This is a genomic window from Paraburkholderia sp. SEWSISQ10-3 4, from assembly GCF_030464785.1.
Classification (GTDB): domain Bacteria; phylum Pseudomonadota; class Gammaproteobacteria; order Burkholderiales; family Burkholderiaceae; genus Paraburkholderia; species Paraburkholderia aspalathi.
In genome coordinates this window covers 324,420-349,441 of sequence record NZ_JALPRI010000002.1, presented here as the reverse complement: position 1 = coordinate 349,441, position 25,022 = coordinate 324,420, and the positions used below count along the sequence as shown (strand labels likewise).

The following is a 25,022-nucleotide window of genomic DNA, read 5'->3' as shown; positions in this document are numbered from 1 at the left end:
GGAGCTTGACGCTCAGATACGTTCGCCCAACAAAAAACCCACGTGAAAACGTGGGTTTTTTTATGCCTGCAACGCACGCGCGCAGAACACCGCAGCCTCAGTCGTCGCTATTCGGATCCATATCCGGAAACAGAACTTCCGTGAAACCGAACTTCGCGAAATCGTTGATCCGCATGGGGTATAGCTTGCCGATCAGGTGATCGCACTCATGCTGCACGACACGCGCGTGAAAGCCCTCGGCGACGCGGTCGATCGGCTTGCCGTATTGATCGAAGCCGTGATACTTGATCATCGAAAACCGGCTCACGGCGCCGCGCAGGCCCGGCACGGACAGGCAACCTTCCCAGCCCTCTTCCATATCCTGCGACACCGGCGTGATGGTCGGGTTGATCAGCACCGTCTCCGGCACCGGCGGCGCATCCGGATAGCGTTCGTTGTGCCCAAAACCAAAGATCACCACCTGCAGATTGACGCCGATCTGCGGCGCGGCGAGCCCCGCGCCGTTCGCGTCGTGCATGGTCTCGAACATGTCTTTGATGAGTTCATGCAACTCGGGGGTGTCGAAGTGGTCGACCGGGTCGGCAATTTGCAAAAGGCGCGGATCGCCCATCTTGAGAATTTCGCGGATCATAACTGCCCCTCCAGGAGCTTACGCATACCATCTTCGTCGAGTACGGGAACGCCGAGTTCCTCGGCTTTCGCCAACTTGCTGCCCGCTTCGGCCCCCGCCACCACGTAGTCCGTTTTCTTCGACACCGAACCGGCCACTTTCGCACCGGCCGCTTCGAGCATTTCTTTCGCCTCTTCACGGGCGAGCGTCGGCAAGGTGCCGGTCAGGACGACCGTCTTGCCGGCCAGCACGCCTTGCGGCGCCTTTGGTGCGGGCGGTCCTTCCGGCCAGGTGACCTTGCCCGGTGCGCGGAGTTGCTCGATCACCGTGCGGTTGTGTTCTTCGGCAAAAAACTGATGAAGCGACTCGGCCACCACAGGGCCCACGTCGTTCACCTCCAGCAATTCTTCGACCGAGGCGTCCATGATCGGATTCAGCGAGCCGAAATGCTTGGCGAGATCTTTCGCTGTCGATTCACCCACATGCCGGATACCGAGCGCGTAAATAAAGCGCGCCAGCGTGGTGTGCTTGGCCTTTTCCAGCGAGTCGAGCAGATTCTGCGCGGACTTTTCAGCGAAGCGATCGAGTTCAGCAAGCGTAGCAAAGCCGACGTTGAACAGATCGGCCGGCGTGCGCACCAGATTCTGCTCGACGAGCTGATCGATGATCTTTTCGCCGAGCCCGTCGATATCCAGCGCTCGCCGCTGCGCGAAGTGCCACAGCGCCTGCTTGCGCTGTGCCGGGCAGAACAGGCCGCCCGTGCAGCGCGCAATCGCCTCGTCCGGCAGCCGTTCGATGCTCGAGCCACACACCGGGCACTGCGTAGGCATGACGAACTCGCGGGCGTCGTCCGGGCGGCGGTCGAGCAACGCGCTCACCACTTCGGGAATCACGTCGCCCGCGCGCCGCACGATCACCGTGTCGCCGATGCGAATATCCTTCCGACGCACTTCGTCTTCGTTGTGCAACGTTGCGTTCGTGACCGTGGCGCCGCCGACGAACACCGGCTCCAGCCGCGCAACCGGCGTAATCGCACCGGTGCGGCCCACCTGCACGTCGATGGCCAGGAGTTTGGTCAGCGCTTCCTGCGCCGGGAATTTGTGCGCCAGAGCGAAACGCGGCGCGCGCGAGACAAAGCCGAGCGCGTCCTGCTCATCGCGCCGGTTGACCTTGTAGACGACGCCGTCGATATCGTAAGGCAGCGTATCGCGCTTTTCGCCCACCGCGTGAAAGAACCCCAGCAAGCCTTCGGCGCCCTGCACCACCGCGCGCTCGCCATTCACCGGCAAGCCGAGTTCCTTGTACCAGTCCAGCAGTTCGCTATGCGTGGCCGGCATTTCGATGCCTTCGACCACACCGATTCCATAAGCGAAGAACGACAGCGGCCGTTGCGCAGTAATCTTCGAATCGAGCTGCCGCAAACTGCCCGCCGCAGCGTTACGCGGATTAGCGAATTCCTTTTGCTCAGCGGCCCGCTGGCGCTCGTTCAGGCGCTCAAAATCGCGCTTGAACATGAGCACTTCACCGCGCACATCGAGCACCTGCGGCACGCGCTTGCCCTTGAGCTTGAGCGGAATGGAACGGATCGTGCGGACGTTTTCGGTGACGTTCTCGCCGGTGGCGCCGTCGCCGCGCGTGGACGCCTGGACGAACGTGCCGTCGACGTAACGCAGCGAGATGGCAAGGCCGTCGAACTTCAGTTCAGCAGCGTATTCCACCGGCACCGGCGGTTCGCTCGCGTTCTTGCCGAGCGCGTCGCCGACCCGCTTGTCGAACGCGATGATGTCTTCGTCGGCAAAACCATTGTTCAGCGAGAGCATGGGCTGATCGTGCACGACCGGCTCGAAGCCGCTCGACGCCTCGCCGCCCACGCGCTGAGTGGGTGAATCCGGCACGATCAGGTCCGGATGCTCCGCCTCGATTCGCTCCAGCTCCTTGAACAGCTTGTCGTACTCCGCGTCCGGCAGGTCGGGCTGGTCGAGCACGTAGTACGCGTAATTGGCGCGTTCGAGTTCCGCGCGCAGCCACGCGGCCCGCTCGGCAGGCGCGCTGGTTGCAGGGTTGGAGACGGGGGTTCGGGCCATGCTGTCGGAAGCTTCTTCAAAGGAATTCAGACATTGGATTATCGCAGGAAGCGTGCCCCTTTACATCGGCCGAATGGCCAGTTTCGTGCGTTCGTTATTCCGCCCCAGACGCCGCCCCAAACGCCAACGGCCGCACACTGTGCGGCCGTCGAATACTGCGCGATTGCGAAGCCCTTACTGGCTGAACAGACGTCGCGTGGCCGGCGAACCCGCCGGAATACCCGCCTGTTCGAGCTTCGCGTAAAGCGTCATCAACTGCTTTTCGATCGCCAGCAGCGCGGTTTCCGGCAGCGGCCGGCGTCCGTCGTCGACCACCCGGCCGCCAATACGCTCAGCCAACGATTTCGCGTAGTCGCACATCAGGCGGAACGGCAGGATGTCTTCGTCCGCGACCGGCACATCCAGCACCAGCGTGATCATCTGGCCGCCCTTGTAGGTCAGGTCGTCGCGCAGGAAATTGGTGTCGCCGAATTGCAGCATGAAGACCGGGCTCTGCTTCGCGTCGAGCTTGACGAAGCGCGTGCCGTCGCGCGAGAGCAGCAAGCCGTCTTGCGACGCGACGGCCTGGACATAATTGGCCGACCACGGCGCGCCGTCGGAGAGCACGTTGATCGACAGCTGCGCATCGCACTGTGCGGCGAAGCCGTCGAGCTCACGCGCCATTGCGACCGTTTCGAGCATGTCGGGAAATTCCGGCGACGCGTCGAGCGCGTCGGCAAACTGCTGCACGCCGGTCACGAACTCGGAGAACTCCAGTTCGTTGAGCGCGCCACTCCGATTGGCCAGTTGCGCGGCCGCGCGGAGCTCTTCATAGCGCGCGCCGTTCTGCAGCAATTCCCACGCGCCGCCTTCGAGCTTGCCTTCGATATGCACCGGCTTGCTGCCGGCGCGGCGCAGACGCTGCGCGAGCGGAATCACCTTGTCGCCGGCCACCGGGCCGTTCAAACGAATCGGCACGATGCAGTCGATGCGGCGATCGACGATAGCCGGCGGCGCCGACGAAATCGTCGTGGCAGCGGGCAGGATCGGCTCATCGGCCGTCGCGGCATGGCCGCTTTCGGCTTCAGCAATGCCTTCCGCTTCTGGATAGCCATTCGGCGTAGTCGTCTCGGCCTGAATATCGGCCGGCGTATCGAGCGGCGGGGCGGTCGCGCCAAAAGTCGGTTCGACGCGCGCCGCCGAGGTTTCCGCCGCCTGCTCCGAACCCACTACCGGCTCGCGCCGCGTGGTCGGCCGGGCCGGTTCGATAAACGGGCTCTGCTCCTCCTGATCGTCCCGCGCGAAACTTTCGGCGGTATCGGCCGGCATTGGACGCGGCATCTTGCGGCGCACCTTCGCGCCTTGCCATGCGTTGTACACGACCACGCCCCCGACCACCACGGCACCCGCGCCGATCAAACCGAGTGTCAACTCGTCCATGCATGCTCCATCAGCAATTCTTCTGTCTGCGCGGCTTTGCGCCCGCCCCACGTGTCGCGCGGCCGATGGCCGCTGCGCTGAACGCGGGCGCCCGCGATGATCAACCTAAACGAAAACTCAAACGATATTCTGGGCGAAACCAGCCGCCGTTTCCATGTCGACCGCGACGATCCGCGATACGCCCTGTTCCTGCATGGTCACGCCGATCAGTTGCTGCGCCATTTCCATCGCGATCTTGTTGTGCGAAATGAACAGGAACTGCGTCTTGTCCGACATTGCGCGCACGAGGTTCGCGAAGCGTTCGGTGTTGGCGTCGTCGAGCGGCGCGTCCACTTCGTCGAGCAGACAGAACGGCGCGGGATTCAGCTGGAACATCGCGAACACCAGTGCGGTAGCGGTCAGGGCCTTCTCGCCGCCCGACAGCAGGTGAATCGTCGAATTCTTCTTGCCCGGCGGCTGCGCCATCACCTGCACGCCGGCGTCGAGAATCTCGTCGCCGGTCATGATCAGCTTGGCCTGGCCACCGCCGAAGAGACGCGGGAACAGCTCGCCGAAATGACGGTTCACTTCGTCGAATGTGCCTTGCAGCAAGGTGCGCGTTTCGCCGTCGATCTTGCGGATCGCGTCTTCGAGCGTTTCGATCGCGTTGTTCAGGTCGGCCGATTGCGAATCGAGGAACGTCTTGCGCTCGGTCGCGGCCTTCAGTTCGTCCAGCGCGGCCATATTGACCGGCCCAAGCGCGGTGATGGCGTTGTTGATCCGCGTGACTTCGCCTTGCAGGTAGGACGGCTTCATGTCCGGCGTGAGCTTGGCCTGCAACTCCGCTTCATCGACGCCGGCTGCCGCCAGTTGCTCGATGAACTGCTCGCCGTTCAGGCGCGCGGCCTGTTCCTTCAACTGCAATTCGTTGATGCGGTCACGCAGCGGTTGTAGCGCACGCTCGGCGCTCAGACGGGTTTCGTCGGCGGCACGCAGCTTGGCCGTCAGGTCGTCCAGCTCCAGACGCGTGGCGTGCAGCGCTTCTTCCTTGACCGCGCGGATATCGAGCGCGTCCTGCAAACCGGTATGCGCGGTTTGCTCGTTGATCGTTTCCAGTTCGGCGCGCGCATCTTCCAGCGACGCAGCGACGCGCTCACTCTGCTCGTGCGAGACCTGGATGCTGCGCTTCAATTCGTCGATGCGGTTCGCCATGTTGCGCGCCGCGAAGCGCGCGTCGGTGGCGGCCCGATCGAGATCGCGCGATTGGGCGCGCGCGGCGGTAAGCGATTCGTCGAGCGCTTCGAAGGCCATCTGGTGATCTTCGAAACGCGCCTGCAATTCGGCGAGTTCGGAATCGTGACGCTCGAAGTTCGCTTCCGATTCGCCACGCAAAGCGCGCTGCTCTTCGATCTGCGCGGTGATTTCTTCGAGCTCTTCGCGGATTTGCGTGCTGCGCTGCGTGTAACGCTCATGCGCTTGCGCAAGCTTGAGCACGTCCATCTGCAAGGCGTGCACGCGTTGGGTTGCGCGCTCCGACTGTTGACGCACATCGGTCAACGCTTGCGCGGCTTGCGTGTGTGCGGCTTCAGCGCGGATTGCGGCGGCCTTCGCCTCATCGGCGAGCAAAGCCTGCGCGCGCACCTGACGGCCCAGGTTTTCGATTTCCTGCTGGCGGGCCAGCATGCCGGCCTGTTCGGAATCGGCGGCATACAGTTGGACGCCGACGCGCGTCACGACGTGGCCGGCCTTGACGACGAACGAGCCGCCTTCCGGCAATTGCGCGCGCATGGCGAGCGCCTGTTGCAGATCGTCAGCGACGAAGGAGAGGCCGAGCCAGTCATTCAGCACGGCGCGAATGCCTGCGTCGTCGATACGGACCAGCGACAGCAACGGACGCAATCCCGCCGGCGCAGCAGCCGGCTGACCAGCCGCGGGCGGCGCGTAGAACGCGAGCTTGGCGGGCGGCGCGTCGGTGGCGAACGCCTTGACCCAGTCGAGGTTCGACACTTCGAGGGCGGCGAGCCGCTCACGCAGCACCGCTTCGAGCGCGGCTTCCCAACCGGCTTCGACGTGCAGCTTTTTCCAAAGGCGCGGCAAGCCGCTCAGCTCGTGCTTTTCGAGCCACGGCTGGATCTTGCCTTCGGTCTGGACGTTTTCCTGCAGTTGCTTGAGCGCGGCAAGGCGTGCGTCGAGCTGATGAATCTGTGCGCTTTCCGACTGCACGCGTTCCTGCGCAGCGCGCCGTTCGCCGTCGAGACGCGGCAGCGTTTCCTGCGCGTCGGCAAGACGGGCCTGCGCGTCGTGCAGGATTTCTTCGTGCTCGGCGAGCTGCGCGCGCATGTCTTCGAGCTGCGCTTCGTCAGGGGCATCCAGACCGCCCGCTTCCGATTTCAGCCGTTCGTGACGCTGCTGCAACTGCTGCAATTGCTGATCGGCATTGCGCTGATGCGCGGCTTCGAGCTTGAGTGCCTGTTCGGTCTGCGCGATACCGCCGCGCTCGGCGTTCAGTTCGGTCTGCGCATCGCGCCAGCGCGCTTCGAGCGCCGGCATCGCATCATGCTTGGCGGCGGCCTCGTCTTCAGCCAGCGCGGCCTTTTCGTCGGCGACGGCCAGTTGTTCTTCAGCGTCGGCCAGATCGTCTTGCGCCTTCTGCGCCTGCGACTGCCACTGCTCGCGCTGCGCGGTCAACGCGGCAATCTGCGCCTGCGTGCGGTTACGCGATTCGACGATGAACTTGATCTCAGCCTCGAGGCGGCTGACTTCGGCATTCGCCTCGTACAACGCGCCTTGCGCGCCCTGCATCGCGTCGCTGGCGGAGTAATGCGCGACGCGCAGCGTTTCGAGTTGCGCTTCGACTTCACGCAGCTTCGCGGTTTGCGCTTCGAGGTCGATCTGCGCCTGTTCGATCGCGCGTTGCTGGCGTTCCTGCTCGCCGCCGGCTTCGTTCTTGCGCAGCAGCCACAACAGACGCTGCTTCTCTTCGCCGTCGGCCTGCAAATCCTTGTACTTGGTCGCGACGATTGCCTGCGCCTCGAGCTTCTCGAGGTTGGCACTGAGTTCGCGGACGATGTCTTCGACGCGGATCAGATTCTCGCGCGTGTCGTGCAGACGGTTCTCCGTCTCGCGGCGGCGTTCCTTGTACTTCGACACGCCCGCGGCTTCTTCAAGGAACACCCGCAGCTCTTCCGGCTTCGCCTCGATCAGGCGCGCGATCATGCCCTGCCCGATGATCGCGTACGCACGCGGCCCGAGGCCGGTGCCGAGAAAGATGTCCTGGATGTCGCGGCGACGCGCCGGCAGGTTGTTGATGTAGTAGCTCGAAGTGCCGTCGCGCGTCAGCACGCGCTTGACGGCGATTTCGGCATACTGCCCCCACTGCCCGGCGGCGCGGCCGTCGGCGTTGTCGAACACGAGTTCGACGCTGGCGCGGCTACCCGGCTTGCGCGCGGTCGAGCCATTGAAGATCACGTCCTGCATCGACTCGCCGCGCAGCTCGGAAGCGCGCGATTCGCCGAGCACCCAGCGCACGGCGTCGATGATGTTGGACTTGCCGCACCCATTGGGTCCGACCACGCCGACAAGCTGGCCCGGGACCTGGAAATGCGTGGGATCGACGAATGACTTGAAGCCAGCGAGTTTGATCGAGGTCAGACGCACGGCGATTTCGCTGTTTGAAAAGGGAAAATAAAAGGTGGCTCGTGAAGGCCGCGCCAGCCGTTCGCCGATGCAGCGAAACGGCCCGCGAACCCCCGCGACACGGGCGCCAACTGCACGCGATGAAGCATGCGCCGGCTAATGAGGGGCAATCATACCATCGCGCGGGAGCGGTTCTTAGCGTCCTTACGGTCCGCACCGAGGTCGACGTCTCGGTCAACATCAAGACCCGCATCCTGATTGGCCGGATCGGGCGGTAAAGCCTTGGTCCGGTGCACCCAACTGGACAATGCCGACGCCAGCACGATGCACGCGCCGCCTGCCCATTCGCGCGGGCCCGGCGACTCGCCGGCGAACAGCCATGCGGACAAAGCCGTCACCACGATCTCGAACAGCATGATGATCGAGGCCCGGTTGGCCGGCACGCGCGCGAGTCCGTACTGCACGAGCATATTGTTCGACGCCAGCAGAAAACCGAGGCCGAGCACTAGTAACGCGGCCGTGCCGAGATGCGCGCCGGTTGGCGGTGCCGGCATCGCCTCGAACAGCGACGCACAGGCGCTGAAAATCGCCGCGCCGCCGAAGATCGTCGCGGTGCGCATTTCGGGCTTCATCTCAGGCAGCACGCGGCTCGTCTTGAGGATCAGGACGTTGCTCATCGCGAAACCCATGCCGCCCGCGAGTCCCGCCCATTCGGCCAGGTTGCCGGGCACCGGGAGCCCCAGTTGCGGCGACCACAGCATGGTCATCGCGCCGGCCAGCGACAGCGCGGCAAGGCCTGCGCCCGACCAGGTCAGCCGTTCGTGCAGGATGAAGTGCGCAAAGAGCGCGGTCCAGGCGGGGGTGAGATAGAACAGCAGCAGGACGCGCATCACCTCGCCGTGGATCGAGCCCCACACGAAACCGAGATTGGTTACGCCGGCTGCCAGCGCAAGGGCCGGTAGCAGCCAGTGCCAGCGCACTGTCTTGAGCGCACGATGGCGCACCAGCAGAACGAACAGACAACCGGCGGCGCTCGTCAGTGCGCTTGCCGCCGTGCCGGTCACGCCAAGCGCATTCAGCATGCGCAGCGGGTACCAGATCATCCCCCATACCGAGGCGCCCAGCATGATCGCGAGCGTGGGCCAGCCTGTGCGAAGCCAGTTGCTCATGATGCAAGGCCCCCGCGGCGGTTGCTGCTCCTGCAGGCGATGTTGCTGACTTTACAGACGGCGGCGTTCTTGCGCCCGCTTCGTCCGAATCGTGCGGATGTCTCCATTGCTGCTACAAACATTGCTGCTCCTGCTTCTTTTTTGCGCGAACCGTCTGCGGTTCGCGTCGTTCCCGCTGCGTCGCATTGTCTGCGCCGCCTGGCGGGTTGCGCCGCGTCTTACACGCGGGACGCCACCACGAATTTCCCGTACGCGCCGCCACGCTATAATCATTCGCTCGCCGCCGCTGCCGCCCTTTTCGCGTGTTTCATGCGTTTTACGGTCAGCATGCGTGCCAGCATTCCTCTGCGCCCATCTTCGATCAGGCTCGATCCGCCCAGTGAACCCGCTACTCGACTCCCTTCAGCCCTATCCGTTCGAAAAGCTGCGTGCGCTTTTCAAGGACGTCACGCCGCCGGCCGGCCTCGCGCACATCAGCTTCGGCATCGGCGAACCGAAACATCCCACGCCCGCGCTGATTCGCGACGCGGTGATCGCCTCGCTCGGCGGCCTGGCGGCGTATCCGGCCACCATCGGTTCGCCTGCACTGCGCGAATCGATCGCGAAATGGGCGACCCAGCGCTACAACCTGCCGCCGGTCGATCCGGCCACCCAGGTGCTGCCGGTGGCGGGCTCGCGCGAGGCGCTTTTTGCGCTCGCACAAACGGTTATCGACCCCAAGCTCAACGCGAACGGCGAGCCTGCGATCGTACTCTGTCCGAACCCGTTCTACCAAATCTATGAAGGCGCGGCGCTTCTGGCCGGCGCTCAGCCGTACTTCGTGAATAGCGACCCGGCGCGCAACTTCGCCTGCGACTATTCAGCCGTGCCAGCCGACATCTGGGCGCGCACGCAGCTGCTGTACGTGTGCTCGCCGGGCAATCCCACGGGCGCCGTGCTCACGCTCGACGACTGGCGCGAGCTGTTTGCCCTGTCGGACCGTTACGGCTTCGTGATCGCCTCGGACGAGTGCTACTCGGAAATCTACTTCGACGAAGCCAATCCGCCGCTCGGCGGTCTGGAAGCGGCCCACAAGCTTGGCCGCGGCTTCGAGCGCCTTGTGATGCTGTCGAGCCTGTCCAAACGCTCGAATGTGCCAGGCATGCGCTCGGGCTTCGTGGCGGGCGACGCGGCGATCCTGAAAGACTTCCTGCTATACCGGACATACCACGGCACGGCCTTGTCGACGGTGTTCCAGAGTGCCAGCATCGCGGCCTGGAATGACGAAACGCACGTGCGCGAGAACCGCGCGAAGTACGTGCAGAAGTTTTCCACCGTGACGCCGATGCTCGCGGAGGTGCTCGACGTACGCCTGCCGGACGCCGCGTTCTACCTGTGGGCGGACGTCTCGCGCACGGGCCTCACGGACACCGAGTTCGCCCAGCGCCTCTACGCCGACTATAATGTGACGGTTCTGCCGGGCTCGTTCCTCGCGCGCACTGCGCATGGCGTGAACCCCGGCCGCAATTTCGTGCGCATGGCGCTCGTCGCCGATGTCGACGAATGCACGCAGGGCGCACAACGGATCGTCGATTTTTGCCGCGCGCTCGCGGGTTGAGGTTTTTCGCGAATTTTCATATTCGGCAACCCCGCGCACCGCACTCCCTTCTTCAGACTTCAACTCTTCAGAAAAGCACGCATATGTCGCAACAACTTCAGCAGATCATTGATACCGCCTGGGAAAACCGCGCCGACCTGTCGCCGAAGGCCGCGCCGGCCGAGGTGCGCGAAGCCGTCGCCCACGCCATCGAGCAATTGGACAAGGGCGCGCTGCGCGTGGCCGAGAAGAAGGACGGCGACTGGGTCGTCAATCAATGGCTGAAGAAAGCCGTGCTGCTGTCGTTCCGCCTGGAAGACAACGTGGTGCAGCCGGCTGGCGGCTACTCACAGTTCTACGACAAGGTGCCGTCGAAGTTCGCCAACTACACCGCTGAAGACTTCGCCGCCGGCGGCTTCCGCGTGGTGCCGCCCGCCATCGCGCGCCGCGGCTCGTTCATCGCGAAGAACGTCGTGCTGATGCCGTCGTACACCAACATCGGCGCTTATGTCGATGAAGGCACGATGGTGGACACGTGGGCGACTGTCGGTTCGTGCGCGCAGATCGGCAAGAACGTCCACCTGTCGGGTGGCGTGGGCATCGGCGGTGTGCTGGAGCCGCTGCAGGCGAACCCGGTCATCATCGAAGACAACTGCTTCATCGGCGCGCGTTCGGAAGTGGTGGAAGGCGTGATCGTTGAAGAAAACTCGGTGATTTCGATGGGCGTGTACCTCGGTCAAAGCACCAAGATTTACGACCGCGAAACCGGCGAAGTCACGTATGGCCGCATTCCGGCGGGTTCGGTGGTGGTGGCGGGCAACCTGCCGTCGAAGGACGGCTCGCATAGCCTCTACTGCGCCGTGATCGTCAAGAAGGTCGACGCCAAGACGCGCGCGAAGGTCGGCCTGAACGAGCTGCTGCGAGGCGACTGATGGCACGCGGCACCAAGACCGTCGTCTACGGCATCCCGAACTGCGACACCGTGAAGAAGGCCCGTGTGTGGCTCGAAGAGCACGGCGTCGAGTTCGAGTTCCACGACTTCAAGAAGCACGGCGTGACTGAGCCGCTGGTTCAGGACTGGCTGAAGGACGTCAAGCTCGACGCATTGCTGAACCGTCGCGGCACGACCTGGCGTGGCCTGTCTGACGACATGAAGGCGGCGGCGGAAACGCAGCCGGGCGCGATCGCGTTGATGATTCACAAGCCGTCGGTGATCAAGCGGCCGGTGCTGGTGGTCAACGGAAAGGTCAAGTCGCTCGGCTTTTCCGCGGACGAATACACGGCGCTGTTTGCCTGACGCTGATTGTTAGCGCGCAGTCCCGCTTGCGTGACTCGACGCGCGGGACTGAACGCCAGGCTCAGCGCCTCGATCGAGTGCAACGAGTAGTAAAACGCGGCCTCGCCGTGTTGCTTAAAAGCTGTTGCCGGCTGCGGTGTCCCACCGCCAGCCGGCATTTTTTCATTTCAAAGTGGCTTGTACTGAATCCATGTCCGGCACCCTCGCCCTTACCGAACAACTGATCGCGCGCGCGTCTGTCACGCCCGACGACCAGCATTGCCAGCGCCTCCTGATCGAGCGCCTGTCCGCGCTCGGCTTCGAGCACGAGACGATCGAATCGAACGGCGTGACCAACCTATGGGCCGTCAAACGCGGCGTCGACGGCACGCGCGGCAAGCTGCTCGCATTCGCCGGCCACACGGACGTCGTGCCGACCGGCCCGCTCGAACAATGGCACTCGGCACCCTTCGAGCCGACCCATCGTGACGGCAAGCTCTATGGCCGCGGCGCGGCGGACATGAAGTCGTCGATCGCCGGCTTCGTGGTGGCAAGCGAGGAGTTCGTCGCGGCGCACCCGGCGCATCGTGGCTCGATCGCCTTCCTGATTACGAGCGACGAAGAAGGCCCCGCCACCGACGGCACCGTCAAGGTCGTCGAGGCGCTGCAGGCACGCGGCGAGCGCATGGACTACTGCATCGTCGGCGAACCGACCTCGAGCGCGCAGTTCGGCGACATGGTGAAGAACGGCCGGCGTGGTTCCATGTCGGGCAAGCTCATCGTCAAGGGCGTGCAAGGCCATATCGCCTATCCGCATCTGGCGAAAAATCCGGTGCATCTGCTCGCGCCCGCGTTGGCCGAGCTGGTCGCCGAACGCTGGGACGACGGCAACGAGTACTTCCCGCCCACCACCTGGCAGGTGTCGAACATCCATAGCGGCACCGGCGCGACCAACGTCATTCCGGGCCATGCGGACGTGATGTTCAACTTCCGCTTCTCGACGGCGAGCACAGTGGAAAGCTTGCAGGCTCGCGTCCATGCGATCCTCGACAAACACAATCTCGAATACGACCTGCAATGGACCGTGAGCGGCCTGCCGTTCCTCACGCCGCGCGGCGACCTGTCGAACGCGCTGGCTAAAGCGATCAAGGACGAAACCGGCGTCACGACCGAACTGTCGACCACCGGCGGCACCTCGGATGGCCGCTTCATCGCCCGCATCTGCGAGCAGGTGATCGAATTCGGCCCGCTGAACGCCAGCATCCATAAGATCGACGAACACATCGAAGTCGCACACATCGAGCCGCTGAAGAACGTGTATCGCCGCGTGCTCGAACAACTGATCGCCTGACCAAGGAATTTCTGCGATGACGCTCCCGTTTTCCACTGTCCGCGACCTGCTGCGTTTCGCGGTGTCGCGCTTTAACCAGGCCGAGTTGTCGTTCGGCCACGGCTCGGCCAACGCCTACGACGAAGCCGCCTATCTGATCCTGCACACACTGCATCTGCCGCTCGATCTGCTGGAGCCGTTCCTCGACGCGCGTCTCTCCCCGGCCGAAGTCGACGCCGTGCTGAACGTAATCGAGCGCCGCGCCGGCCAACGCGTGCCGGCCGCATACATCACGCAGGAAGCGTGGATGCACGGCTTTCGCTTCCACGTGGACGAACGCGTGATCGTGCCGCGCTCGTTCATCGGCGAGTTGCTGCAGGACGGTCTGCAGCCGTATGTCGAAGATCCTGAACAGGTCGGCGCCGTGCTTGAACTGTGCACCGGCTCCGGCTGCCTTGCGATTCTCGCGGCGCACGCCTTCCCGAACGCGGATATCGACGCCGTCGATCTCTCCGCGCCCGCTCTCGAAGTGGCCACGCGCAACGTCGCGGACTACCATCTCGACGACCGCATCGCCCTCTTCGAAGGCGATCTGTACGCGCCGCTCGCCGAGCGCCGCTACGACGTGATCATCAGCAATCCGCCGTATGTGAACGCCACTTCCATGCAGGAACTGCCCGCCGAGTACAAGCACGAGCCGGACATGGCTTTGGCAGGCGGCGCGGACGGTATGGACATCGTGCGCCGGATCATCGCCGAAGCGCGCAACTGGCTAACCGAAGATGGCGTGCTGGTGGTCGAGATCGGCAACGAGCGCGCGAACGTCGAAGCGGCCTTCGGCGGCCTCGATCTGGTCTGGCTGTCGACGAGTGCCGGCGACGACAACGTGTTCCTGATTCAGGCCGCGGACCTGCCGGTGTAACGTTTTATCGCCGGACCGCCGGACCGCTTTATCGCACGACACGCGCGGCAGACGTTCATTGCCTGCCGCGCATGTCGCAGCGCCTGGCCGCACAGGCCAGCACCGCCCACCTCTCCCCCGCTCACCCCGCATTCGCGGAATCCCCGAAGACGCTGAACCATCACACCACCCCAACTCACGCACGTTCGGTAAGATGGGCGCGGTCAGCTGCACGCTGCGCCATCAGGCAGCAGCGGTAGCGCCCTGCCAACCCTTCGTCCGCCTATGGAATTCGACCTGCTTCACATCGGCACGCTGGTCGCCCTCGCCCATATTCTCGGCGTGGTGGCGGCGTGCCACGCGATTCTGAACACCCGCACATCGCAAGGCGCGATCGCATGGGCCGTGTCACTGGTCGCCATGCCGTATCTCACGCTCGTCCCGTATCTGTTCCTCGGCCGCAGCAAATTCCAGGGTTACGCGGACGCCCGCCGCATCGAAAACGAATTGCTGCGCACGCGCGCCCATCCTCAGGCATGGGACACGCTGGCCTCGTCGGCCGGGCTGCCTACCCAGGAACTTGGCGCGAGACTCGTGCATTCGCTCACGCGCCTCGGTGGCATGCCGTTCCTGCCGGGCAATTCCGTGCGCACGCTGGTCAACGGCGCCGCCACTTTCGAGGCGATCTTCGAAGCGATCGAAGGCGCACGCAATTACGTGATCGTGCAGTTCTTTATCGTGCGTGACGACGCGCTCGGCGAGATGCTTAAGGACGCATTGATCGCGAAAGCGCAGCAAGGCGTGCGCGTCTATTTCCTGTACGACAGCATCGGCAGTTTCGATCTGCCCCACCGCTACGTGGCGGCGCTGCGCGCGGCCGGCGTGGAGACGCACCCGTTCGCCACCAATCGCCGCTTCGTGAACCGCTTGCAGCTGAATTTCCGCAATCACCGCAAGATCGTCTCGGTGGACGGTGAGCGCGCGTTCGTCGGCGGACACAACGTGGGGGTCGAATATCTCGGCAGCAAACCGCCCCTGTCGCCATGGCGCGATACGCATATCGAAGTGCGCGGCCCGGCCGTCGCCAGCATCCAGTTCGTGTTCACCGAGGACTGGCACTGGGCGACCCAGCAGTTGCCCGAGTTCGCCATGCCGGCTTTCCAGCCCTCCGACGAGGGCATGCACTGCCTCGTCGTGCCGAGCGGTCCGGCCGACAAACAGGAAACCTGCTCGCTCTTCTTCGTCGAAGCGATCAATGCGGCACGCGAGCGGATCTGGATCACCACGCCTTATCTGATCCCCGACGAAGCCGTATTCTCAGCGTTGCGACTGGCCGTGCTACGCGGCGTGGATGTGCGCATTCTGATTCCGTGCCGCCGCGATCACCGCGTGGTGTTCGCCGCCTCGAAACTGTATGCGTACGACTCGCTGCGCGCGGGCATCCGCATTTTCCGCTACCAGCCAGGCTTCCTGCACCAGAAGGTCGTGCTGATCGACAGCGCGGCGGCGGCCATCGGCAGCGCCAATCTCGACAACCGCTCGTTCCGCTTGAACTTCGAGATCATGGTGCTGACCGTGGACCGCGGCTTCGCCAAGGATGTCGAAGCGATGCTGCTCAAAGACTTCGCGGAGTCACTCGAAATCGACCGCACCGAGTACCGCAACGCGAGCGCGCTGCGGCGCGTGTTGATGCACGTGGCGCGGTTGTTCTCACCGATCCTGTAGCGTCCCTGCCACCGCGCCGTGCCTTACAACTGCTTTTCGATATCCTCGACAATCGCCTCGGGCTTGGTCAGCGGCGCATAGCGCTTCACCACGTTGCCGTCGCGGCCGATCAGGAACTTGGTGAAGTTCCATTTGATCGCTTCGAGCCCCAGCAAGCCCGGCGCCTCGCCCGTCAGATAGCGAAACAGCGGATGCGCATTGGCGCCGTTCACATCGATCTTGTCGAACATCGGAAAGGTCACGCCGTAATTCTTTTCGCAGAAACTGCCGATCTGCGTAGCGTCACCCGGTTCCTGCTTACCGAACTGGTTGCACGGAAAACCGAGCACCGCGAGGCCGCGCGCCGCGTACGTGTCATAAACCTTCTGCAGACCCGCGTACTGCGGCGTGAACCCGCATTCGCTTGCCGTATTGACGATCAGCAAGACCTTGCCCTGATAGCGCTCGAGGCTCACTTCCTCGCCGCCAAGCGTACGTGCGGAAAACGAATAAATCGATGTCATATGCTCCCCCGTGAAAGCCGTCAGTCTATGCCAAAAGCCGCGCCGGTACAGTCGGCCGAATGGCCGATCCTGGCCGGGCGCCCGGTGTCAGCCCCAGCAGTCTAAAATAGCGTTTTTCTTCAGTCGGCCTCTTCGTGATCCGCTTTAACCAGTTCAGCCTCGCGCGCGGCACCAAGCCGCTCTTTGAAAACACCACGTTCACCCTCAATCCCGGCGAGAAGGCCGGCCTGGTGGGGGCGAACGGCGCGGGCAAGTCGACGCTGTTTGCCGTTCTGCTCGGCGAACTGCACGCCGACGCCGGTGATTTCTCGATCCCGCCGAACTGGCAGATCGCTCACGTCGCGCAGGAAACGCCCGCAGCGGACAAAACCGCCCTCGCCTACACGCTCGACGGCGACGCCGCCCTGCGCGCGATCGAAGCGTGCATCGCCGAAGCCTCGGCGGCGCATGACGGCGCAGCGGAAGGCGAAGCGCACGCCGCCTTCGCCGATGCCGACGGCTACACCGCGCCCGCCCGCGCCGAAGCCTTGCTGCTCGGCCTCGGCTTCACGCTCGAACAAACGCGCGAGCCGGTTAGCAGCTTTTCTGGCGGCTGGCGCATGCGGCTGAATCTGGCGCAGGCACTGATGTGCCGCTCCGACCTGCTGCTGCTCGACGAACCGACCAATCACCTGGATCTCGACGCGATCGTCTGGCTCGAAGACTGGCTGCACCGTTATCCCGGCACGCTGATCGTGATCTCGCACGACCGCGAATTTCTCGATTCGGTCTGCAACGTCACGCTGCATCTGGAGCATCAGCAGATCAAGCGTTACGGCGGCAACTACTCGCAGTTCGAAATCCTGCGCGCGCAGCAGATCGCCTTGCAGCAAAGCGCGTATGAGAAGCAGCAGCGCACGGTCGAACATCTGCAGAGTTACATCAACCGTTTCAAGGCGCAGGCCACCAAGGCACGCCAGGCGCAAAGCCGCGTGAAGGCGCTCGAAAAGATGGAGATGATCGCGCCGGCGCATGCGTCCTCGCCCTTCACGTTCGAATTCCGCACGCCCGATTCCGCACCGAATCCGATGATGGTGATGGAAGACGTGCGCTGCGGCTATCGCGGTGAAGACGGCGAAATTCCCATCGTCGACCATGTGATGCTGTCGATCCAGAACGGTCAGCGCATCGGCCTGCTCGGCGCGAACGGCCAGGGCAAATCGACGCTGATCAAAACGCTCGCCGGCACGCTCGAAGCGCTCGGCGGCCATGTGCGCGAAGGCAAAGGCCTGCGCATCGGCTACTTCGCGCAGCATCAGCTCGAAACGCTGCGTCCGGACGACACGCCGCTGCAGCATCTGGCGCGTCTCGCACCGGATACGCGCGAACAGGAATTGCGCGACTTCCTTGGCAGCTTCAACTTTTCCGGCGAGATGGCGACCGCGAAAATCGCGCCCTTCTCGGGCGGGGAAAAGGCCCGTTTGGCGCTTGCGTTGATTATCTGGCAAAAGCCGAATCTGTTGCTGCTCGACGAGCCGACCAACCACCTGGATCTCGAAACGCGTCACGCGCTGACCATGGCGCTCGCGCAATTCGAGGGCACGCTGATTCTGGTGTCGCACGACCGGCATCTGCTGCGCGCCACCACCGATGTGTTCATGCTGGTGGCCAAGCATCGTCTGCAGGAGTTCGACGGCGATCTCGACGACTACCGCGACTGGCTGCTGCAACATGCCGCCGACCAGCGCGCAGCGCTCAAGGCGGGCACGGCATCAGACGGTGCGGATAGCGCGGACAGCGGCGTCAATCGCAAGGAGCAACGCCGTCTCGAAGCGGAAACGCGTCAAAAGCTCGCGCACCTGAAAAAACCGCTGCAAAGCCGCATCACCAAGATCGAAACGGAAATGGACGCGCTCAACGCGGAGAAGGCGAAGCTCGATGCATTCGTCGTCGATCCGGCCAGTTACGAGCCCGAGCAGAAGAGCAAACTGACGGAAGCGATCCGCCGTCAGGCAGATGTGAACGCGCGCCTCGAAACGCTCGAAGCCGAATGGCTCGAGACTCACGAGGAACTCGAACAAATCGGCTAGCGGCAGGCTGTTCGCGGTCCGCGCCGGCATCGATCGGAGGTAGCCCTTGTCACCCGTGATCTCGTCTGCGTCCTCGTCTGAGTCGTCTGATGCTTCAGCCGCGCCATCGGTTGCGCCGTCGTCCGCAGCGGCGCCTGCACCGCTGCAAGGCCTGCGTGTGCTGGACCTGACGCGCCTGCTGCCGGGTCCGGTCGCCGCCTTGCGGCTCGCAGAACTCGGCGCAGAAGTGCTCAAGATCGAAGCGCCAGGCGCCGGCGACCCCACCCGCACGATGATGCAGTCGTCCGGCGACCGCGTAGCGGGCCGCCCCGGCGCGTTTTACCGGCTGGTAAATCGTGGCAAGCGCGAAACGCGCCTCGATCTCAAATCGGATGCAGGACGTAATGTATTGCGCGCGCTGGCGGCCGAATCAGACGTGTTGATCGAAAGTTTCCGTCCCGGCGTCATGGAGCGCCTCGGCGTCGGCTACGAAACCCTGCGCGCGCTCAATCCGAGGCTGGTGTACTGCGCGATCAGCGGTTACGGCGCCAGCGGTCCGTTTGTCGACCATGCCGGTCACGATCTCAACTACATCGGCTACGCGGGCGTGCTCGATCAGTTGGCGGGCCGCGACGGCACGCCGATCCTGCCGAATTTCCAGATCGCCGACCTGCTCGGTGGCGCGTTGAGCGCGGTGACGCAGATTCTCGCCGCGCTATGGCACGTGTCGCGTGGCGGCGAAGGCCGCTTCGTCGACGTATCGATGACGCACGCCACCTATGCGCACAACGTCGTCGCGCAAGTGGCGCTCGCTAATGAGGGCGCCGCGCCCGCGGCAGGCGCCAGTCTGCTGAACGGCGGCGTGCCCTGCTACAACCTGTACCGGACGCTAGACAACCGCTGGCTCGCGGTCGGCGCGCTCGAACTGAAGTTCTGGGAAACGCTGTGCATGGCGCTTGATCGGCCCGAATGGGCGACGCGGCACTGGAGCCTCGGCCAGGCGATCGGCGGCCCGGACGCCGCTGCGCTGACGCAAGAACTGGCCGACCTGATCATCAAACGGCCGCTGGAAGAATGGGTATTGTTGCTGGAATCGCTGGACTGCTGCGTCTCGCCGGTACTGACGCCAGCGGAAGCCGCGCAGCACCCACTGTTCAACCGCGAGGCGTACGCGGCGATGAACGAAGGCCAGAACGGTTAAGCACTACCTCGCAGTGCAAAACCTTAGCGCCGCACCACCGTTTGCCGCGGCAAAACCTGGCGCGGCGTTTTTTCGTCGTCGTACAGGACATGCTTGCGGCCTTCCACGTGACGGTTGATCGTCGCGCGGACTTCGGCGGCAGTAACATCTTCGGCCACCACCCGGCGCGAAATCTGCCCGGTCGTGTCGATCCACTCGACAATCCGGCAGGCACCACCCCAAGGCTGGCGAATCGGCTCGGAGACGCGGCAGCCGCGCACCTGCATGGGCCGCTCGGCCACGGTTTCGTATGACTGTTTCAAGGCGCGATCCTTTTTCGGGCATCAGAAGGGATGCAATACCCTGCCAGCTTAGGAAAAAGGAATGTCGGGTAGGTTACAGCCAATATGGAGATATTTACTGGCCATTACGGACGGACAGGCGCCCGCAGGCGCCGGAACCCCGTCTAGTCAAGCGTGCGGACCCGATCGATGGCCTGTTCGATCCGTTCCACCGCAACAACTTGTAAGCCTTCAATCGGCTGTTTCGGTGCATTGGCCTTTGGAATGACCGCCACCGAAAAGCCCAGTTTGGCGGCTTCCTTAAGACGATCCTGACCGCGTGGCGACGGCCGGATTTCGCCGGCGAGGCCCACTTCGCCGAATACGACGAGCCCCTTGGGCAGTGGCTTGTTGCGCATCGAAGAATGGATCGCGAGCAGCACGGCGAGGTCGGCGGCGGGCTCAGTGATCTTTACGCCGCCCACCGCGTTCAGGAACACGTCCTGATCGAAACAGGCAATGCCGGCGTGCCGGTGCAGCACCGCCAGCAGCATCGCCAGGCGGTTCTGTTCCAGCCCTACGGCAAGGCGCCGCGGGTTCGGCGCGTTGGCCGCATCGACCAGCGCCTGCACTTCGACCAGCAGCGGCCGCGTGCCTTCCTGCGTCACCAGCACGCACGAGCCCGGCACGGATTGCTCGTGCTGCGACAGAAACAAAGCCGACGGATTGGCGACACCGCGCAGACCGCGCTCGGTCATCGCGAACACGCCGAGTTCGTTGACCGCGCCGAAGCGGTTCTTGATCGCCCGCACGAGGCGGTACGACGAATGTGTGTCGCCCTCAAAGTACAGCACCGTATCGACGATGTGCTCGAGCACGCGCGGCCCGGCGAGCGCACCTTCCTTCGTCACGTGGCCGACCATGATGATTGTGGTACCCGACTGTTTGGCAATGCGCGTCAACTGCGCCGCGCACTCGCGCACCTGCGCGACCGAGCCAGGCGCCGAGGTCAGCGCGTCGGAGTAAACGGTTTGAATCGAGTCGATCACGGCGACGTCCGGCCGTTGCTCGGCGATGGTCGCCTGAATTTTCTCGAGCTGGATTTCCGCCAGCAGTTGCAATTCGCTCGCCTTCGAGCCGGGCTCCAGCAACGAAAGTCGTTGCGCACGCAACGCAATCTGCGCGGCCGATTCTTCGCCGCTGATATAAAGCGCGCGTTTGTCCGCGGCAATTTCCGCGAGCGACTGCAGCAGCAGCGTCGATTTGCCGATCCCCGGATCGCCGCCGATCAGCACTACGCCACCCGGCACGAGACCGCCGCCCAGCACACGATCGAACTCGCTGACGCCGGTCGAGAAGCGCGGCACGTCGGACGCTTCGATATCGGCGAGACGCCGCACCGGCGCACTCTTCGCGAGCGACTGGAAGCGATGCGTGGACGGCGCCTCCGCGACCGATTCCACCAGCGTGTTCCACGCATTGCATGACGGGCACTGTCCGGCCCACTTCGGCGATTGGCCGCCACATTCACTGCAGATGTACAACGTCTTCTGTTTAGCCACGCGCCCTTGCCTGTGTTGCTGTTCTTTGGATTGATGCGCTCGCTGGGGTCCTCGTTGAGCAGTTCCAACTCCAGCTCACCGGGGACCTCACTGCGACCGTCTTTGGGATTGTCTTTGCACCGTCATGGAGACCGCCAACGCGGCGGCCCACACAGCCAGCCAGTCAGTGCCGCGCCTTACTCCGCGCGCACCGGCACGCGCGGCGCCACCGCGCACATCAGCTCGTAGCCGATCGTGCCGCACGCCTGCGCGACGTCGTCGATCGGCAGAGACGTGCCCCACAGTTCGACGCGTGAGCCGACGTTGGCGGTGGGAATCGGCGTCAGATCGACGGTCAGCATGTCCATCGACACCCGTCCGACGATCCGCGTCCGCACGCCGTCGACGATCACTGGTGTGCCTTCCGGCGCGACCCGCGGATAACCGTCCGCGTAACCGCAGGCCACTACGCCGATGCGCATCGCCCCGCGCGCCTTGAACGCCGAACCATAGCCGACCGTATGGCCTTCGGCGAGCGTCTGCACGGCGATCAGTTCGGAGGCGAGCGTCATGGCCGGTTGCAGGCCGGTGCCGGCGATCGCCGCCGTCACGCCGGAGGGCGACGCGCCGTACATGATGATGCCCGGGCGGACCCAATCGAAGTGGGCTTCGGGATGCCACAACGTGGCCGCCGAATTCGACAGGCTGCGCGCGCCGGCAATGCCCTGCGCGCCGCGCTCGAACGCTTCCATCTGATGGGCAACGCCACGCTCGCCGTCAGCATCCGAGAAATGGGTCATCAACGTGATCTGGCCGACGCCCTGGCAGGCCCGCGCGCGCTCCCACGCGGCGCGGAATTTTTCCACCGTGTAACCGAGGCGGTTCATGCCGGTGTTCATCTTCAGCTGGATATTGACGGGCTTGGACAGGCGCGCCATTTCGAGCATGCGCAGCTGCTCGTCCGAGTGCAGCGCCGTGGTCAGGCTGTAACGGTCGATCACGTCGATATCGGTCGGACGAAAGAAGCCTTCGAGCAACAGAATCGGGCCGGCCCAGCCCAATTCACGCAACTTCACCGCTTCTTCCAGGTCGAGAAGACCAAAGCCGTCGGTTGCGCGCAAGCCGGGAAAAGCACGCGCGAGCCCGTGCCCATAGGCGTTTGCCTTGACCACGGCCCAGATCTTGGATTTTGGCGCGTAGCGCCGGGCGACGGCGAGGTTATTGGCGAGTGCGGCAGTGTGGATCGTGGCTGAGAGGGGGCGCGGCATGGGTAATTTTCGTAAAGACGCTTGCGAATCAGGAGCTTACAGGGCGTTTTCAGTGCTCGGCAGCCCGCTGGGCGGTGCGATCAAGGATTCTGCTAGTCCGAATCCAGCTATTTTCATGATATAAAGCCGTGCGCACAACCCATTTCGAACGGTATAAGCCCGGACGCTTTGCACACGGCCGGGGCGGACAGACCGCAGCGAGGACAGCATCGCATCAGATGAAAAAAGGTTTTTACACCATCATGGCCGCGCAGTTTTTTTCGTCGCTGGCCGACAATGCGCTTCTGATCGCTGCTATCGCACTGCTGAAAGATCTCCACGCCCCGAACTGGATGACGCCGCTGCTCAAGTTGTTCTTTGTGCTGTCGTACGTCGTTCTGGCCGCCTTCGTGGGCGCCTTCGCCGACTCCCGGCCGAAAGGCCACGTGATGTTCGTCACCAATACCATCAAGGTGGTTGGCTGCATCACGATGCTGGTCGGCGCGCATCCGTTGATCGCCTATGGCATCGTGGGTTTCGGCGCGGCGGCCTACTCGCCCGCCAAATACGGCATTCTGACCGAACTGCTGCCGCCTGACCGGCTGGTCGCGGCGAACGGCTGGATCGAAGGCACCACGGTCGGCTCGATCATTCTCGGCACCGTGCTCGGCGGCGCGCTCATCAGCCCGCACATTGCCGCACCGATCCTCAGGCACCACATCCCTACCGTCAACACGCCCGCTGAAGCAGCGATGCTGGTGATCATGGCCATCTACGTGATCGCGGCGCTCTTCAATCTGCGCATTCCCGACACCGGCGCACGCTATCCGAAACAGGAACGCGGCCCGATCAAGCTGGTCACCGATTTCGCCGACTGCTTTCTCGTGCTGTGGCGTGACAAACTCGGTCAGATCTCGCTCGCCGTCACCACGCTTTTTTGGGGCGCCGGCGCGACGCTGCAATTCATCGTGCTGAAGTGGGCCGAGGTGTCGCTGAACATGTCGCTTTCGGAAGCGGCCATTCTGCAAGCGGTCGTGGCGGTCGGCGTGGCGGTCGGCGCGATTTACGCGGCCTCGCGCGTGCCGTTGAAGAAGTCGCTGACGGTGCTTCCGGTCGGCATCATGATGGGCATTGCCGTCATGCTGATGGCGTTCTACACACGCGATCTGTTCCCCACGCATTGGGGCCTGTATTTCGGCCGCGTGCATGTGCCAGGCTATCTGATCGTCGCGTATATCTTCCTGATGATCGTCGGCGGGCTGTCGGGCTTTTTCGTCGTACCGATGAATGCGCTCCTCCAGCATCGCGGCCACGTGCTGCTGTCGGCAGGACACTCGATCGCCGTGCAGAACTTCAACGAAAACCTCTCCGTGCTCGTGATGCTGTGCCTGTACGCCGTGCTGGTGTGGCTCGATGTGCCGGTTACGGCGGTGATCGTGCTATTCGGCACCTTCGTCTGCGTGATGATGTGGTTCGTGATGCGCCGCCACCAGGCGAATCAGCGCGCGTTCGACTCGGTCGCGCTGATCGGCGAAGTCAAGCACTGACCCGCGGCGGGTACTGCTCCTGGTAGTGCCCGCGCCTTCCCCCTTTCCTCGCTTTGCCATGACTCAACCCATTCCCAATGTGCTGACGATCGCCGGTTCCGATTCCGGCGGCGGCGCCGGCATTCAGGCCGATCTGAAGGCTTTCTCGGCGCTCGGCGCTTACGGCGCGAGCGTGATCACCGCGCTCACCGCGCAGAACACGCGTGGCGTCACGGCGATTCATGCGCCGGAGCCCGCCTTCATTACCGCGCAACTCGATGCGGTGTTCGACGACATCCGTATCGATGCCGTGAAGATCGGCATGCTGGCGAATGCGGGCATCGCGCGTGCGGTTGCCGAGGCGCTGCGGCGGCACAAGCCGAAGCACGTCGTGCTCGACACGGTGATGATTTCGAAGAGCAATCACGCGCTGTTGCTGCCGGATGCGGTTGCAGCAGTGCGCGACGAGTTACTGCCGCTCGCTGATCTGCTGACGCCGAATCTGCCGGAAGCCGCGGCTTTGCTGGGCGTGCAAGCTGCCACCGACGAAGCCGGGATGGTCGAACAAGGTGAAGCGTTGCGTGCGCTTGGCGCGCGGGCGGTGCTGATGAAGGGCGGGCATTTGAGCGCGGCGGACAGTCCCGACTGGCTCGTACAGGAAAGCGGCACGCTGCGTTTGGGCGGCCCACGCGTGCCGGTGAAGAATACGCACGGGACGGGCTGCACGCTGTCGTCGGCAATTGCGGCACTGATTCCGCAGCGCGCTGATCTGGCGAGCGCGGTCGCCGACGCCAAGCTGTATCTGACCGGCGCGTTGCAAGCGAGCGACCGGCTGGATGTCGGCAGAGGCGTCGGGCCGGTGCATCATTTTTATCGGTGGTGGTGAGGGGCTGGGACAGGGGCGCGCATGGCTATGCCTGGCGATGCGGCCCATTCGACTCAGACGCCGGGGTCAACAGCGAGTCTGATCGAAAAGCAGCGGCCACGCGTC

General features: G+C 63.9%; 19 protein-coding genes. 10 read left to right on the top strand and 9 right to left on the bottom strand.

What is annotated here, in order from left to right; all coding sequences use genetic code 11:
- Nucleotides 1–97: 97 nt before the first annotated feature.
- The 5 genes from def to M0D68_RS07340 form a co-directional block, all read right to left on the bottom strand.
- Nucleotides 98–631 carry a peptide deformylase gene (gene def / locus M0D68_RS07360; protein ID WP_093633338.1) on the bottom strand — a complete coding sequence of 178 codons (534 nt, stop codon included), beginning with the start codon at nt 629–631 and terminating at the stop codon, nt 98–100.
- Complete coding sequence (ligA, locus tag M0D68_RS07355) at nt 628–2,694, bottom strand: NAD-dependent DNA ligase LigA (protein ID WP_266224094.1); 2,067 nt, start codon at nt 2,692–2,694, stop codon at nt 628–630. Before ligA ends, def begins: the two co-directional genes overlap by 4 nt.
- A 174-nt stretch (nt 2,695–2,868) precedes the next feature.
- Entirely contained in the window at nt 2,869–4,113 is a 1,245-nt protein-coding gene (locus M0D68_RS07350) for a cell division protein ZipA C-terminal FtsZ-binding domain-containing protein (RefSeq protein ID WP_266211517.1), read from the bottom strand.
- Between the two features lie 117 nt (nt 4,114–4,230).
- On the bottom strand, nt 4,231–7,749 hold the full coding sequence (gene smc, locus M0D68_RS07345; protein ID WP_200652044.1) for a chromosome segregation protein SMC: 3,519 nt from the start codon (nt 7,747–7,749) through the stop codon (nt 4,231–4,233).
- A 149-nt stretch (nt 7,750–7,898) separates the two neighbouring features.
- The gene (locus tag M0D68_RS07340) at nt 7,899–8,897 is read right to left on the bottom strand and encodes a DMT family transporter (protein ID WP_266224093.1); all 999 of its coding nucleotides are present in this window, start codon (nt 8,895–8,897) and stop codon (nt 7,899–7,901) included.
- A 379-nt stretch (nt 8,898–9,276) separates the two neighbouring features.
- On the opposite strand from M0D68_RS07340, the gene dapC reads away from it, so the two are divergent.
- From dapC to cls, 6 genes are all read left to right on the top strand, one after another.
- Entirely contained in the window at nt 9,277–10,494 is a 1,218-nt protein-coding gene (gene dapC, locus M0D68_RS07335) for a succinyldiaminopimelate transaminase (protein ID WP_200617938.1), read from the top strand.
- Nucleotides 10,495–10,577: 83 nt separating this feature from the next.
- On the top strand, nt 10,578–11,405 hold the full coding sequence (dapD, locus tag M0D68_RS07330; protein WP_054041009.1) for a 2,3,4,5-tetrahydropyridine-2,6-dicarboxylate N-succinyltransferase: 828 nt from the start codon (nt 10,578–10,580) through the stop codon (nt 11,403–11,405).
- A complete protein-coding gene (locus M0D68_RS07325) occupies nt 11,405–11,770 on the top strand; it encodes an ArsC family reductase (RefSeq protein ID WP_093633344.1) in 366 nt (121 codons plus the stop codon). The genes dapD and M0D68_RS07325 overlap by 1 nt, the downstream gene beginning before the upstream one ends.
- Before the next feature lie 190 nt (nt 11,771–11,960).
- Nucleotides 11,961–13,100 (top strand): succinyl-diaminopimelate desuccinylase, encoded by a 1,140-nt coding sequence (gene dapE, locus M0D68_RS07320; protein WP_200617934.1) that lies wholly within the window; start codon nt 11,961–11,963, stop codon nt 13,098–13,100.
- A 16-nt stretch (nt 13,101–13,116) separates the two neighbouring features.
- A complete protein-coding gene (gene prmB, locus M0D68_RS07315) occupies nt 13,117–14,001 on the top strand; it encodes a 50S ribosomal protein L3 N(5)-glutamine methyltransferase (protein WP_054041015.1) in 885 nt (294 codons plus the stop codon).
- Nucleotides 14,002–14,265: 264 nt separating this feature from the next.
- On the top strand, nt 14,266–15,705 hold the full coding sequence (gene cls / locus M0D68_RS07310; RefSeq protein ID WP_266211516.1) for a cardiolipin synthase: 1,440 nt from the start codon (nt 14,266–14,268) through the stop codon (nt 15,703–15,705).
- Between the two features lie 23 nt (nt 15,706–15,728).
- Here cls and M0D68_RS07305 read toward each other — a convergent pair whose 3' ends face one another.
- Complete coding sequence (locus M0D68_RS07305; protein ID WP_054041016.1) at nt 15,729–16,208, bottom strand: glutathione peroxidase; 480 nt, start codon at nt 16,206–16,208, stop codon at nt 15,729–15,731.
- A 134-nt stretch (nt 16,209–16,342) separates the two neighbouring features.
- Here M0D68_RS07305 and M0D68_RS07300 point away from each other — a divergent pair, with 134 nt between their 5' ends.
- Entirely contained in the window at nt 16,343–18,277 is a 1,935-nt protein-coding gene (locus M0D68_RS07300) for an ATP-binding cassette domain-containing protein (protein WP_200652050.1), read from the top strand.
- A 142-nt stretch (nt 18,278–18,419) separates the two neighbouring features.
- A complete protein-coding gene (locus M0D68_RS07295; RefSeq protein ID WP_093633640.1) occupies nt 18,420–19,457 on the top strand; it encodes a CaiB/BaiF CoA-transferase family protein in 1,038 nt (345 codons plus the stop codon).
- 23 nt (nt 19,458–19,480) lie between these two features.
- Here the strand turns inward: M0D68_RS07295 and M0D68_RS07290 are convergent, their stop codons facing one another.
- The 3 genes from M0D68_RS07290 to alr form a co-directional block, all read right to left on the bottom strand.
- On the bottom strand, nt 19,481–19,759 hold the full coding sequence (locus M0D68_RS07290) for a DUF2866 domain-containing protein (RefSeq protein ID WP_093633348.1): 279 nt from the start codon (nt 19,757–19,759) through the stop codon (nt 19,481–19,483).
- A gap of 143 nt (nt 19,760–19,902) precedes the next feature.
- Nucleotides 19,903–21,279, bottom strand: a complete 1,377-nt coding sequence (gene radA, locus M0D68_RS07285; protein WP_054041018.1) for a DNA repair protein RadA — start codon at nt 21,277–21,279, stop codon at nt 19,903–19,905.
- Between the two features lie 176 nt (nt 21,280–21,455).
- Nucleotides 21,456–22,526: an alanine racemase gene (gene alr / locus M0D68_RS07280; RefSeq protein ID WP_093633349.1), complete on the bottom strand. Its 1,071-nt coding sequence runs from the start codon at nt 22,524–22,526 to the stop codon at nt 21,456–21,458.
- A 218-nt stretch (nt 22,527–22,744) separates the two neighbouring features.
- Between alr and lplT the strand changes: the two genes are divergently transcribed.
- Nucleotides 22,745–24,052, top strand: a complete 1,308-nt coding sequence (gene lplT / locus M0D68_RS07275) for a lysophospholipid transporter LplT (protein ID WP_093633350.1) — start codon at nt 22,745–22,747, stop codon at nt 24,050–24,052.
- A gap of 58 nt (nt 24,053–24,110) precedes the next feature.
- Nucleotides 24,111–24,917, top strand: coding sequence for a bifunctional hydroxymethylpyrimidine kinase/phosphomethylpyrimidine kinase (gene thiD / locus M0D68_RS07270; RefSeq protein ID WP_211705601.1), 807 nt, complete (start codon nt 24,111–24,113; stop codon nt 24,915–24,917).
- Nucleotides 24,918–25,022 lie beyond the last annotated feature (105 nt).